This is a genomic window from Parabacteroides sp. ASF519, assembly GCF_000364265.2.
GTDB classification, from domain to species: Bacteria; Bacteroidota; Bacteroidia; order Bacteroidales; family Tannerellaceae; genus Parabacteroides; species Parabacteroides goldsteinii.
The window spans coordinates 6,770,162-6,783,962 of sequence record NZ_AQFV02000006.1 but is presented as its reverse complement, the minus strand read 5'-3'; the positions used below and the strand labels follow the sequence as shown (position 1 = coordinate 6,783,962).

General features: G+C 38.0%; 13 protein-coding genes and 1 tRNA gene. 8 read left to right on the top strand and 6 right to left on the bottom strand.

The window, feature by feature from the left end; genetic code table 11:
* Nucleotides 1-49: 49 nt before the first annotated feature.
* Nucleotides 50-832, top strand: coding sequence for a class I SAM-dependent methyltransferase (locus C825_RS27325; RefSeq protein ID WP_010800905.1), 783 nt, complete (start codon nt 50-52; stop codon nt 830-832).
* A gap of 10 nt (nt 833-842) precedes the next feature.
* On the opposite strand, the gene C825_RS27320 is transcribed toward C825_RS27325, so the two are convergent.
* Nucleotides 843-1,829, bottom strand: coding sequence for a sensor histidine kinase (locus C825_RS27320; protein ID WP_010800904.1), 987 nt, complete (start codon nt 1,827-1,829; stop codon nt 843-845).
* A 223-nt stretch (nt 1,830-2,052) separates the two neighbouring features.
* Here C825_RS27320 and C825_RS27315 point away from each other — a divergent pair, with 223 nt between their 5' ends.
* From C825_RS27315 to C825_RS27305, 3 genes are all read left to right on the top strand, one after another.
* The gene (locus C825_RS27315) at nt 2,053-2,934 is read left to right on the top strand and encodes an agmatine deiminase family protein (protein ID WP_010800903.1); all 882 of its coding nucleotides are present in this window, start codon (nt 2,053-2,055) and stop codon (nt 2,932-2,934) included.
* An 11-nt stretch (nt 2,935-2,945) separates the two neighbouring features.
* Nucleotides 2,946-3,098 (top strand): hypothetical protein, encoded by a 153-nt coding sequence (locus C825_RS27310; protein WP_157310086.1) that lies wholly within the window; start codon nt 2,946-2,948, stop codon nt 3,096-3,098.
* Nucleotides 3,099-3,253: 155 nt separating this feature from the next.
* Complete coding sequence (locus C825_RS27305; RefSeq protein ID WP_010800901.1) at nt 3,254-3,892, top strand: DNA-3-methyladenine glycosylase; 639 nt, start codon at nt 3,254-3,256, stop codon at nt 3,890-3,892.
* On the opposite strand, the gene C825_RS27300 is transcribed toward C825_RS27305, so the two are convergent.
* Nucleotides 3,881-4,774, bottom strand: a complete 894-nt coding sequence (locus C825_RS27300; RefSeq protein WP_010800900.1) for an AraC family transcriptional regulator — start codon at nt 4,772-4,774, stop codon at nt 3,881-3,883. The two genes, C825_RS27305 and C825_RS27300, sit on opposite strands and share 12 nt — an antisense overlap.
* A 218-nt stretch (nt 4,775-4,992) precedes the next feature.
* Between C825_RS27300 and C825_RS27295 the strand changes: the two genes are divergently transcribed.
* The 3 genes from C825_RS27295 (at nt 4,993) to C825_RS27285 (ending at nt 10,052) form a co-directional block, all read left to right on the top strand.
* On the top strand, nt 4,993-7,344 hold the full coding sequence (locus C825_RS27295) for an ABC transporter permease (protein ID WP_010800899.1): 2,352 nt from the start codon (nt 4,993-4,995) through the stop codon (nt 7,342-7,344).
* A 116-nt stretch (nt 7,345-7,460) separates the two neighbouring features.
* The gene (locus tag C825_RS27290; protein WP_010800898.1) at nt 7,461-8,327 is read left to right on the top strand and encodes a hypothetical protein; all 867 of its coding nucleotides are present in this window, start codon (nt 7,461-7,463) and stop codon (nt 8,325-8,327) included.
* 963 nt (nt 8,328-9,290) lie between these two features.
* Nucleotides 9,291-10,052 (top strand): class I SAM-dependent methyltransferase, encoded by a 762-nt coding sequence (locus C825_RS27285; RefSeq protein ID WP_010800896.1) that lies wholly within the window; start codon nt 9,291-9,293, stop codon nt 10,050-10,052.
* A gap of 120 nt (nt 10,053-10,172) precedes the next feature.
* On the opposite strand, the gene C825_RS27280 is transcribed toward C825_RS27285, so the two are convergent.
* Nucleotides 10,173-10,256 (bottom strand) — tRNA-Leu (locus C825_RS27280).
* 176 nt (nt 10,257-10,432) lie between these two features.
* Here C825_RS27280 and C825_RS27275 point away from each other — a divergent pair.
* The gene (locus C825_RS27275) at nt 10,433-11,515 is read left to right on the top strand and encodes a mannose-1-phosphate guanylyltransferase (protein WP_010800895.1); all 1,083 of its coding nucleotides are present in this window, start codon (nt 10,433-10,435) and stop codon (nt 11,513-11,515) included.
* On the opposite strand, the gene C825_RS27270 is transcribed toward C825_RS27275, so the two are convergent.
* From C825_RS27270 to C825_RS27260, 3 genes are read right to left on the bottom strand one after another with little or no spacing between them, the layout of a single operon-like run.
* A complete protein-coding gene (locus C825_RS27270; protein ID WP_010800894.1) occupies nt 11,508-12,731 on the bottom strand; it encodes an ABC transporter permease in 1,224 nt (407 codons plus the stop codon). The two genes, C825_RS27275 and C825_RS27270, sit on opposite strands and share 8 nt — an antisense overlap.
* 12 nt (nt 12,732-12,743) lie before the next feature.
* Entirely contained in the window at nt 12,744-13,079 is a 336-nt protein-coding gene (gene rbfA, locus C825_RS27265; protein ID WP_010800893.1) for a 30S ribosome-binding factor RbfA, read from the bottom strand.
* Nucleotides 13,080-13,091: 12 nt separating this feature from the next.
* On the bottom strand, nt 13,092-13,718 hold the full coding sequence (locus tag C825_RS27260; RefSeq protein ID WP_010800892.1) for an O-methyltransferase: 627 nt from the start codon (nt 13,716-13,718) through the stop codon (nt 13,092-13,094).
* Nucleotides 13,719-13,801: the final 83 nt, after the last annotated feature.

Sequence of the window (13,801 nt, the reverse complement as noted above, 5' to 3'; positions counted from 1 at the left end):
TTTGCCTGAAAGAATATCATACTTATAGATATTTAAAAACAGAAAAGAGATGCAGGAACGACATATCAACCGTGACCGTTATTTTGAAGAACAGGCACAGACAACCCGGAAATATTATATTCCGTATATAAAGCGAATAGTTGGCGACCTTCCGGAGAAAGTTTTGGAAGTGGGATGTGGCGAAGGAGGTAATCTGCTTCCTTTTGCCGAGTCAGGTTGTGAAATAGTCGGAGTGGACATTGCCTCTTTACGAATAGAGCAGGCTCGAACATTCTTCGCCCGAAGAAATCAGAGAGGAACCTTTATCGCATCTGATATTTTTCGATTGAAGGACCAGGAAAAACATTTCCCGCTTATACTTGTACACGATGTGATTGAACATATCAATGATAAATCTCAATTTCTGTCCGGTATGAAACGTTATCTATCGGCAGGCGGTATGATCTTTATCGCCTTTCCCGCCTGGCAGATGCCGTTCGGAGGGCATCAGCAGATAGCAAGGGGCAGGGTTGTTTCGCATCTTCCTTTCATACATTTGCTTCCACGGGTTTTATATAAATGGATACTGGAAACAGGCGGTGAAGAAGAAGATACAATAAAGGAGTTGCTGAGTATTAAAGAAACGAAATGCACCATTGAAATGTTCCGGAATCTTGTAAAACAGACGGGATATCAGATTGTTGACCAGCAATTATTTTTTATAAATCCGCATTATGAGGTTAAGTTCGGATTATCACCGCGAAAGCTGGGTAGAGTTCTTTCTTCCGTTCCGTATCTGAGAAACTTCTTTAGTACAAGTTGCTTTTATTTGTTGAAGAAAGGGGATGAATAATTCAGATCTGTCAATGACCGGGGAATGTCATGCGGAACACTGTTCCTTCTCCGGGTTCTGAGTTCACAAGAAGTTCTCCGCCATGGAGTTGCATAATGCGCCGGGATAGTGGCAACCCTATTCCGCTTCCTTCTTTTTTGGTGGAATAAAAGGGAATGAAGATATCTTCCAGTCGGTTTGCCGGAATGCCTTCCCCGTTATCAGTTATCTGTATGAATGAAGAAGTGGCTTTTTTCCCTGCCTCAATCCTAATCTGTGGTTCCGGGGTATTGGTTGTGGCCTGTAAGGCGTTGCGGATAAGATTAATGAGTGCCAGTGTTATTAAGTTTTGATCCAGTAGGATTTCTATGTTTTCCGGTGAAATATAGCGAATGTTTTCACTGCCTTGTTCCGAACTCAATAACCGTTCAAGCTTGTCGAACAAAGAACTGATTTGGACTTTTGCTTTGACCGGGTCAGGGAGATGGGTTAATCGGTGATAGGCATTCAGGAAAATATTTAGTTGCTGCACTTGCTGGTTAATGGTTTGCAACCCGTCGATTGTCCCTTCTTTACCATATTCATCATTATATTTGATCAGGTCGGCCGACAAGGAGGCTATCGGTGTAATGGAGTTTCTGATTTCATGTGTCAATACCCGAATGATACTCTCGTAATAGAATCGCCGTTCCTCTAATTCGGTATGATTGTTTTCAAATTGTGTGATAATCCGGTTCATCTCCCGGAATAACCCGTTCAGGAATTTATCGTCCCCTTTTTCTGTGAAGTGGGCGTTGAAATCGTTGTTATTGATTGCGCTGAAGAAGCTTTCCAGCTGGCGGTTTGTCTTGTCCATTTTCCTTATCAGCATAATAGCCAAAGCTATGATCATACAGATACAGACAAAAGCAAAAAAAAGAGAAGTCCGGCTGATTAAAAGCCAGGCACCTATGAGTGAGAATAACACGATTCCTGTTATTCCTCCGATAATGATCCGGTGTAATCTGCGATTCAACATATCCTTTGTCACAAAAGTACAATTTAAACCGACAAGGTAAATGTAAAGTGGTCTGCTTTTAATTGGATGTATGGTTTTTTAGTAATCAAATCCCGGCGTTGTCTAAAATTTAGACGATTTCTATCAAACCGATACTAAAGATACGGAAGGTGATTAGTTTTGCATTTTTGAGTAGCTTTTCTTTTTTCGGTTAGTCTAATTTTGCATTATAAAACTTGAAAACATGATTACAGATAAAGAAACCAACTTTGTATATTTCAGTTCTTTAATAAAAGAAACGGATAGATATTCTTCATTTTGGGAAAGATTGGAGAGTATATTGATAGAGAAAAGAATCGGATATAGTTTCATTGAGTATACCCGTGATATTTGGTGTAGGGACTATATGCCCGTTCAAACGGATATAAATGACTTTGTTCAATTTGATTATTTTCCCGATTACTATCTTTCACCAAAATATATCTCTAAATTGACAATCCCCTTTGAAGTTAGAGTTAATCAGAAGATGAATGCTAAAAAGATTGATTTAGTTATTGATGGAGGCAATATTGTGAAATCTGGAACTTGTGTTATTCTTACAGAAAAGGTCTTGAAAGACAATCCAAAGTTCAATAAAGATGCGATTGAAAACATAATTAAAAAAGAACTTGGCGTGGGGAATGTTTATTTTATACCTCAAGCTCCGTATGAAATGACAGGACATGCAGATGGAATGGTTCGATTTATGAACGATACAGACTTGTTGGTTGCTGATTATTCCAATGAAAGTAAGAGTTGGCAAGATAAGATGAATAAAGCACTGGAAAACATAAGTTTAAATATTATCCCGTTTCCTGCAGAATTCGTAGATGAAAAGAACGATGATGGAGATTATACTGCTAAAGGAATCTATATCAACTTTATGCAGCTTGAAGATTGTATACTGTTCCCTCAATTTGGTTTAAATATGGATGAAGTAGCACTTGATTATGCGAAAGATTTATTTCCTTACTGTGAGGTAATTCCCATAAATTCCAATGAAATTGCATTAGATGGTGGAGTACTTAATTGTATTACATGGAATATAAAAATGAAAGTCTGTGAAAACGAATGTATAACCTTATAAAAAGTGAAGACATGAAAGAGTTAATTATTTTCATATTAGTGTTTGAAGGTCTATTCTGGGTTGGAGTAAAGCTTCAGCGTTGGATAAATGGAACAAGTAAAATTACTAAAAATCAAAAGAAGATACTTAAAGAAATGAAGCGGAAGAATAATCTTGAAAGTTAGCTAGGGTATTTTTCAGGATGCAGGATATTATAATTGTGTAGTTTTTTTTTGAAGAAACTACTGATTTCTAAAGCAACATGTGTATATTAGGGCATAGCTCTTGATGAAGAGATGTTTTTGTTAGTACTTTGAATTAATAACTAAAAAATGACATTATGACTCGTTATTTTGATGAAATGAAAAATCTTATAGATGAGAATGGAAACTTTATAGGTGATGTTGATGCTAAGAAAATTTCAATACAGGCGGTTGAAACATTGGCCCAATCTCTATTAGGCTCAACTTTATGTATCCGAAACCATAAGTATATTATTAGAATGTTGGAGATATATTATGGTGGAATCGGAGATGATGCTCACGATTGGTATAGGACTAATTTTATTTATAAAACATCCAAATACAAAGAACAAACAGAAGTTCAAAACAAAAAAGGATTTCGTATCTATTTAAGTTCTAGCAATGTAGATGATACATATACTCGGTTTGATATAGTTGTTGGTCATGAAGGTGTTCCTGTAAGTTTTCTAATTAGAAGTGTGTGGGATTCTGATTTCAATATTGTTGGAGCAAAAAATGGGAGTCCTAATATCGTCTTGAAGACAATGGGATTGGAAGCAAGAGATCATGATAAGATGGTGGGAGAAGACAATTCTACTGATGAAATCGTTTTACAGAATACTTCTGCAGAGATAATAAAGCGAAGAAAACTGGAGGTAAAAAAACAACGAAGGTATAAGGTTGCTTCTGACTTTGAGGAAAAAAATAATCTTTTGTGGAATTTCTCATTGGAGTAAGTTAGGAATAACTGGTAGCAGAACTTCGGTTAGTAGTCCCTCCTCCTCCGAAGTTTCTGCTATGCTGTTTAGATACCGTTCTAAAATTAAACCTTCGCTTAAGTCATATCCTTTAGGTATTTGCTGTAAAATGGCGTTATAGAAAGATTCAAGTTTGTCATAAGGACCTTTGTGTGTATAAACGGCATAATTGGCTTTGGGTAAATACATAGTTTTTATCTCATCTGTTATTTTTATTTGAGGTAAATTGTTAACAGTTAATCCTGCATAGAATCTACACTTTTCGTCTGCTGTTATATCACAGTCGTCATAGCAAATACCCCAATACTCTTCTTTTGAAGAGAGTAGATGATTTTGTTCGGCATATTCATAAAGTTTGTTCCAGCTGTCTTCTTCAAAGAGCTCAGAAATATAATCAACATAACTTCCTTGATAAAGGAAAAAGATAATTGGCGTTTCGGGTAGTTCTATGAGAGTATAATCTATTTGATAGCATTCAATATCAGGAGTATGCAGTTTCTCAAACTTTTCGACTTTATATTTTGTCGGAGATTGTGTAAACTTCTTTTTGAAAGCATTATAAAAAGCCGTCTCGTTTGCCCATCCGATGTGTTCGGCAATTTCTTTTTGGGAAAGGACGTTTTTCTTCAGTAGATACAATCCGTATTCAGTCCGAAGCCGATTCACATATTGTTTTACTGTTTCCTTCATATAAGATTTGAACATCAACTGAAAATTACGTTTAGACAAACAAGCAATATCTGCCAGTTGGGCAATAGATGTTGCATTATTGAAAGCATTGTCCGCTTCTGCTGACCAATCTTTCTGTATTTGTGAGTTTATATAATGAAGGACAGTATCTATTTGTGCTTTATAGTTCATGAAAATAATTTAAGATATCCTTATATTGCAAAAGTACAATTTAAACCAACACGATACATTCAAAATACTCAGCTTTCGACTGAACCTCTGATTTATGGGTAGCCACTTCCCTGAATTGTCTAAAATTTAGACGATTTCATCTTGTTGTTACAAAGGAATGCTATTTTTGTTGTCAGGCAGACAGAGACTGATTAGTTTTGGCCCAAAACAGAAATATCATGGGGAACATATCATTAAAACTTATATTTCGGAGTTGGTTGCGTAATAAAACATTTACTGTAATCTCTATCCTCAGCCTGGCAGTAGGTATTGCTTGTACCAACTTATTGGCAGCTTTTGTTATCCATGAGTATAATATAGAACAGGAGAATCCGAACAAAGATAGGATGGTTGTGGTTAAACAAACGATTTCGGGGGCAGGAATGACTGCTTTCAATACGGTTTCACGGGATATCACTTCCTTGTTACTCGAACGTGTCCCGGAATTGGATAAGGCGTGCCGGGTACATCCTTATTTCATGGTTACCTATTGTAAAGCCGGAGAGAATTTCTTCAAAGAGATAAAAGTAATAGAGTCGGATAGTACTTTTCTTTCATTCTTTCCTCAGGAAATTGTAAGGGGGAGTTTTGCGGATACCCAGGTGGGACCGGATCGGATAGTCCTGACAGAATCTTTTTCTAAACGTTTGTTCGGAGAGAGTGACCCGATAGGACAAACGGTTCAGATATTATTCGGCCCTGGTGATTTCGGGGATGAAAAAGGGTTATTGACTTTTACTGTTTCTGCTGTGGTGAAAGATAATAGCCAGGCGGCTTTCGGCTTTGATGCTTTATTCTTTGGCGATCCCTCTTCCGGATTAAACTTCTTTCTGCTGAAAAAGAATGTCTCCGTTCCCGACTTACAGGCTAAAACAGGGCGTTTGGTTCTTCAGAGAAGTGATGGTCAGGATTTTGAGAATGAACTCCTCACTATTCAACAGGCTTGTTTTGATACGGTAACGCTCCCGTCATCGTTGAAGAAACCAAATACGACATTACTGTTTATTGCTCTTTTTTCAGCTATTCTGATATTGGTCATAGCTTGTTTCAATTATGTTAATCTAAGCTTTTCACGTGTATTTAAACAGTTATACTCCCTGCATATACAGAAACTGATGGGAGCAGGAAGCGGACAATTGAGCATGCAATTATTTGCTGATACATTTATGACTGTTGGTTTCGGTTTCCTGATTGCACAACTGATACAATTCGATCTGCTGGGGATAATGAATCGCATCATGTCTATTCAGGTTCCGGTTAATTTTCTGTATAGTAGTCAGATGCTGCCGGTTACATTCGGGTTTATTCTTTTATTGGCGTGTATTCCTGCTTTGTATATGAGCCGGCGTTTACCGGAAATGTCGATTTCCATGTATAACAATTTCTATCGGGGAAAAGCAAAAGGGCGTATCATTACCTCGCTGGCTATCGTTCAGTTCGTTATTTCATTTATTCTGATAATCGGTAATATTTCCGTACGGCGGCAAATCTCACTTTTATATGATAAAGCAGAAAATTATAAAGGTATTTATATTTTCTCAGTCGGAGATAACAAGACATCTATGTTACGACTTAAAGAAAATATCGGTTCTCTTTTGGGCATACAGGCGGTGGCATTAAGCAATCCCATATATGAATGGCCTCTCGGTGAGTTTTCGCCGGATGGTACATATGAATCTTATACTTCAGAGGATGGTGATGAAGAAATAATGGAAGTTATGGGCTATAAGCTATTGAAAGGTCTGCCCTGGAAAGAAGCGATAGAAAGGTATCCGCATCCGGTTTATCTGAACCGTACCTGGGCTCAGAGCCTGTTTCCGGATGGAGAACTGCCTGTCGGGAATCTTATAAAAGAATACGAACCCCGGTTGAAGGACCGTCCTCCTTTTGGTGATGATCATGTTATTGCCGGGGTTGTTGAAGATTATTTTAAGCTATATATTCCTAATAGCCTTGAAACTCCTGTCGATAAAGGTATTATTGGTTTTGCCAGGAATGGAACTGATTTAAAAGTCCGCATAGCTCCCGGAAATGCTTCGGTTATCAAACAAATTTATAAGGAATGGGATCAGCTTTATCCTGGGAATTACCTTGAACATGAGAGCTTGTATGATAAAGTTTTGGGTAATAACAAGAAACTTTTCGAATTGTCCGATTTGTTGATGATGTATTCGGTTATCAGTATCCTGCTCACCTGTTTCGGGCTTTTCGGTATGGCGCTGTACGCTATCGAACAACGAACAAAAGAGATCGGGATCCGAAAAGTAAACGGATCGACTACCTGGCAGATTATAAAACTGCTCAATCGTCAGTTTATTATATGGATTGGGATTGCTTTCGTTGTTGCTGTCCCTGTAACCTGGTGTCTGCTTAATCAATGGATGCAAAGTTTTGTTTATCGGGCGCGTTTTAGCGTCTGGACATATATTTTGTCATTATTAATTGTTCTCATTATAACGTTATTAACTGTCAGTTGGCATAGCTTCAAGGCAGCCTCCGGAAACCCGGTTAGAGCGTTGAGGGATGAGTAAAAAGCAGCTTTGCCGGGCACAGCACTTGAAATCCTTCTCAATAAAAAGTATATTACTTTCTAGATCTCAGGAAATAAGTATATTTGTAATCTATAAACTAAATTCATAAAGAAAACATGAATATAAAGACTTTGTTCAAAATACTGTTGCTATTTTTTTCGGCTATGGGATTTGGCAGTTGCGGAAGTGATGATGATGAGAAAAAAGAAATATACCCTCTATCGTTTGAAAAAGAGTATTACGAGGTTCCATTATTAGGAAATCAATCTATATCCATTAGAGGTGGCAACAGGAATTATTCTGTAACTGTTGAAAAAACAGATATCTTGGATGTGTCTGTGGATTTGTCAAGTTCGATAGATATGGGAAATTTAGTTATCACCCCGAAGCAAAAAGGAGAAACCACCGTTACCATAAAAGACAATATTGTTAATGAGGAGGTTGGATTGAAAATAAAAGTAACAGACTCTTATTTGGCTTATGCGATAAAAAATAGCAATCATCCGGCACTTTCACAGGGAACATTAGTCTATTTGATAAATAATGAAGCAAAAGATTGTTATTTCTTCCGAAACACAGGTTCTGGAACAGGAGCCACTAATACCTTGATAGCAAAAGGAACATACGAATTCTCAGTCAAGATAGAATATGGTATAGGTAACTCATCAAATACGTATGGTATACCTTATTTAACATTAAATTATGCTTCGGACATAAATGGGAATTTTACTGATGAAGCTATAGCACATACTCCTCACAGTCTGAGATTTGAACTTCTTGACGGAGAAACAAGTAGCAATACTGTCATCAATATGATACAAGTTTGTTTAGGTGTGGATTGGAAAGCTCTTGTACATGAAACTCTCAGCAGAAGTGTGGGTATAGAAGAACCAATTTTAAAAACCACGATAGATGATACAAATTATACGATAGTGGGAGTACTTAATACCACACCAGCAATTCCCGAAAATATCTTGGAATAGACACAAAAAGATGTTCAAAATGTTTTTAACACTATGAATAAGTGATAAAGTGTACGGGATTTAAATATCAATATTGACCTGAAAGAAGCACAACAGAAGTCTTTAATATTTTTTTAGCGGCTGATAGGTGTATTATGTGCGATCGATGTCAAAGCTTTTTTAAAAGAAAAGAGAATGGTTTTCTATAATTGTAATTTGTTTTATGAAACGACAAAAAGACAGTCGAATAGGGGGATATGCAAACATTATGATAGAAAATGTCACTGAATAAGAACGTGCTTATTTTTCAATCAGTCATTCTGGAAGAGGTGTATATACATTTATTAACGTGATGGGCGTTTTATATCAACTTTTTATTTTGCTATAAACAAACATGAACTTCGTTTAAAACGAGATTTTTTTCATTTTAAACGAGATGTCTTTTTATTGTAGTAGAAATCTATTGCAAATATATGTTAATTCATAGTGGTGCAAGATGTCAATAGGTACTTTTAAGAGAGGAAATTATATGTTTTAAAGCACTTTTTGTTTCCAGAACAACCATTTATCCAGGTAAGCGATAAATGTCAAAATACCAATAATAATAGATATGCATGCAGTATATTGTCCAAAAACATAAGCAATACATATCATTACGCTAAAAATATAACATAAATCAGAACAAAGACAGCAGAGGAAACCTCGCGAGAATTCCATAAAAATGAATCGACATTCCACCCCACTGTATAGCTTATCCTCCATATACATAAAATATCATTTTGATAATCAAATAAAATCATGGGAACTTTCCAAATCTACCTATCAGATAACTGGAATTTTTTATCTTTTTGATATTGCTGTGATTTGTTATGGAACTTATTACTTGCAAGGTTAATGTCATGAAGAGAAAAAGATATTAATTTTGTCTTATTGGAAACAGACTAACCTGAGGCCATACACAAAAAATATAATTTAAAGAACAGAATGAATACAGATTACAAGGTGGGCGATTTGATTTATGACGCAAGTATTTATGATGGATTAAATACCTTCCTATCCGATTTGCAGTTTTACAAAAAGTGGCTGCCGAAAAATAGGGATGCTAAAATACTTGAACTTTGTTGTGGAACAGGCAGACTTACGCTTCCAATTGCAAAGGATGGATACAATATTTGTGGAGTCGATTACACTTCATCCATGCTTGAACAAGCAAAGGCAAAAGCCTCTGAAGCAGGAGTAGAGATTACTTTCATTAAAGCGGATATTAGAACGTTAGATTTGCACGAAAAATTTGACTTTATTTTTATTCCATTTAATTCAATTCATCATTTATATAAGAATGAAGATTTATTTGAGGTATTTAATGTCGTTAAAAATCATCTTAAAGACGGAGGTTTATTCCTGTTAGATTGCTTTAACCCTAATATTCAATATATTGTTGAAGGTGAAAAGGAACAACAGGAAATTGCAGCATATACAACTGATGATGGAAGGGAAGTCTTGATAAAGCAGACAATGCGTTATGAAAACGCAACTCAAATTAACCGCATAGAATGGCATTACTTTATAAATGGTGAGTTTCATTCAATTCAAAATCTGGATATGAGATTGTTTTTTCCTCAGGAATTAGACTCCTATCTGGAAGGGGCTGGATTTGAGATTATCCATAAGTTTGGGAGTTTTGAAGAAGAAGCATTTGGCGATATTTCAGAAAAACAGATATACATATTAGCATTTAATAAGTGATGCGGTTAATTTAGCTCTATACCGAAGTTAATAAGTATCAAACGTTCCGTAATTCGTTCCGCACTAAAATAAAAAGTCCTGACTATCTATAGATAATCAGGAACTTAATTTAAAGTAGTGTACCCAGAGCCGGGATCGAACCGGCATGGAAGTGAATCCACTGGTGTTTGAGACCAGCGCGTCTACCAATTCCGCCATCTGGGCATTTGCTTTTTTGCTAATGCGTTGCAAAGGTACGCATATTTTTTATTTGTGCAAACGTTCAGCGATTTTTTTTCAAATTATCTATAGCTTTCGGGGAATAATATAAGATAGGAGAATAAATACCGGATTATTTCGTTAACTTTGTAAGAGTATAATTAAAAAACAACCTGTGTATCATGAAAGATAATTATTGCGTTATCATGGGTGGAGGGATTGGCAGTCGCTTCTGGCCTTTTAGCAGAGAAAGTTATCCAAAACAATTCTTAGATTTTTTCGGGACCGGACGTTCCCTGTTGCAAATGACTTTCGATCGTTTTTCCAAAATCATCCCGGTAGAAAATATTTTTATCGTTACTAACGAAGCTTACGCCGACTTGATTAAAGAACAGTTGCCCGAATTGAAAGAAGACCAGATCCTGCTGGAACCGGCACGTAGAAATACAGCTCCTTGTATTGCTTACGCTGCTTACCATATAAGAGCATGTAATCCGAATGCCAATATTGTTGTTGCTCCTTCCGATCATCTGATCCTGAAAGAAGATATATTTCTGAAAGACGTTCAGAAAGGATTGGATTTTGTAAAGAACAATAATGCATTGGTTACGTTGGGTATCAAACCGAGCCGTCCTGAAACAGGTTATGGTTATATCCAGAGCAGCGATTCCATGCTGGGAGAATTTACCAAGGTGAAGACTTTTACGGAGAAACCGAATCTGGAACTGGCAAAAGTCTTTTATGAAAGCGGTGAGTTTTTCTGGAATTCAGGTCTGTTTGTATGGAACGTAAATACAATTCTGGAAGCTTTTGCCAAATATCTTCCGGATATTGCCGTCCGGTTTGACCTGGGTAAGGATAAGTTCAATACGGAAAACGAACGTGAGTTTATACATGAGAACTTCCCTTATTGCCTGAAGATTTCCATCGACTACGGTATTATGGAGAAGGCGGATAATGTGTATATGTTATGCACTGATTTCGGTTGGGCAGACTTGGGTACTTGGGGGTCCTTGTTTGATTTGGCTCCGAAAGATGAAAATAATAATGCTGTATTGAAGAATAGTAATGCATTGCTTTATGAAAGTTCAGGAAATGTAATTGCCGTAGGTAATTCAAAAAGACTGGCTGTGATTCAGGGTGTTGAAGATTGCATCGTGGCTGAATCGGGAAATGTATTGCTTATCTGCAAAAAAGATGACGAACAGCGTATTAAGCAGTTTGTGGCAGATGCACAGATAAAATACGGGAAAGAATTTAATTAAACCATTTCTTTCCCAGATAATGTACGGGATACCAGGCGGCCATGAATCCAATGGCCGCTACCGTAATAAACGCAATCAGGGCATCAGTGAACATCACCCGCACCGGATATGCGTCGATAATAAAAGCACCTGCTGTTTGTCCCAATTTAATCAATCCGAATTGTCGCTGTAAAAAGCACAATGCCAGACCGATCACAATCCCTATCAGAGCTCCGAATCCGGAGATCATCCAGCCTTCAAATAGAAAGATACGACGGATAAGTTTATTGTCAGCCCCCATATTCCGAAGGGTATGTACGTCATCTTTCTTTTCTATCATCAGCATAGACAGCGAACCGACTACGTTGAACAAGGCGATTGTCAGGATAAATGAAAGTATCAGGTAAGTGATCCATTTTTCTACCTGCATCATTTTGAAGGATGCTTCCTGTTGTTCGTAACGGTCTTGTATGATAAACCGGTCACCCAGGATGGATTTGAGCTGCTTTTTGACTGAAGATATGTTGGCTCCGTCAGCAATTTTCAGTTCGATGGAGGTGACTTCCTTGTCGTATTTATATAACTCACGTACCAGTGAAAGGGGGAGTATCATGTATCCTTCGTCGTATACCTGCTGGTTAATCATAAAGACTCCGCCTATATAGGCATATTCCTGACTGAATGAAGAAGCCGGGTTGGATAAATTGACTTTTTCATTCCGTTTGGGGACATAAATCTCAAGCGGAGAAGCGAATCCTGGTTTGGCTCCCAGTTTGGATGACAGTCCGACTCCGAGAATGGCATAATCGGTTACTTCGTCTTTCAGGATGAAGCTGCCGTCTATCAGTACGCTGTCTATTTGGGTCAGATGGCTGAAGTTGTCGTCCACCCCTTTGATTATTGCCACATCCTGACGGTCGTGATAGCGTATTAATGCATTATCCTGAAGAACTTCTCCGAAATAGGCAATATCGGGTAATTGTTTTACCTGTTGGAATTCGGCAGTTGTCGGGTCGAACACTTTCCCGGTGCGAGGAGAAATCTTCAACTCCGGGTCGAAACTGCTGAACATGTCTGCTACCAGGTCATTGAACCCGTTATAGACCGACAGTGCACAAACAACTGCGGTGGTAGCAATGACTACACCGCAGACACATACCATCGAAATAATATTGATGGCATTGTGGGATTTCTTCGAAAAGAGGTACCGTCGGGCTATATAAAACGAAAGGTTCAACGCTTGATTCTCTTATTTCTGTAACAGTTTGTCAATGTTTTCAATATAATCCAGCGAATCGTCAATGAAGAAACTCAGTTCCGGGATAATGCGGACCTGTTTTCCTATACGTTTACCCAAATCGAAACGGATCGCTTTGGTATTTGCACGGATCGATTCCAGTAACTCTTTCCCTTTTTCGGAAGGGAAGATGCTCAGGTATGCTTTGGCAACGCCCAGGTCGGGGCTGACGCGTACCGCACTTACAGAAATCAATATACCCGGCATTCCCTGGGTCTGTTTCTGGAAAATATCGCCCAATTCTTTCTGGATCAGACGACCTATCTTGTTCAGTCTTGTACTTTCCATATCGTTATCAATTTATTTTTTCCATATCATTGTCAGACCGTCGCGAAGCGGAAGGATCACTTTCTCCACCCGGGGGTCTTCTTTTATTTTATCATTAAAACTAAGTATCCCGATGGTTTGTTTATCTGACGGGTGAGGTTTTTCCAAAACTTTACCATCCCACAGGGTGTTATCGGCCAGAATCAGGCCTCCCGGACGCACTTTGGGAAATACCAGATCGTAATAGTCGGAATACAAGCGTTTGTCGGCATCGATAAATACCAGGTCGAATGTTTCGTCCAGTTCCGGTATGATTTTCATCGCATCGCCTATATGCAGCTTTATTTTATCTTTCAGGGGAGAGCGTGAGAGATATTTCATGATGAAATCTTCCATTTCATCATTGATCTCGAGTGTATGGATCAGGGCGTCGTCTTCGGTTCCTTCGGCCAGGCAGAGCGTGGCGTAACCGGTGTAGGTCCCTATTTCCAATACACGGCGGGGACGAAGCATGCGACAAAACATTTTCAGTATCCGTCCTTGCAGATGGCCGGACAGCATACGGGGACGCAAGAGATTGACATTGGCATCGCGGTTTAACGCGGATAACAATGCGCCTTCTTCGTCGCTGTGATTGAGAATGTATTCGTCTAATGTCATTTAAATAAAGAATGTTTATGCTTCAAATATACGAAAAAAGATGTAGCAAAAGCGTTTTACCGACTTTTGCGACACCTTTTCCT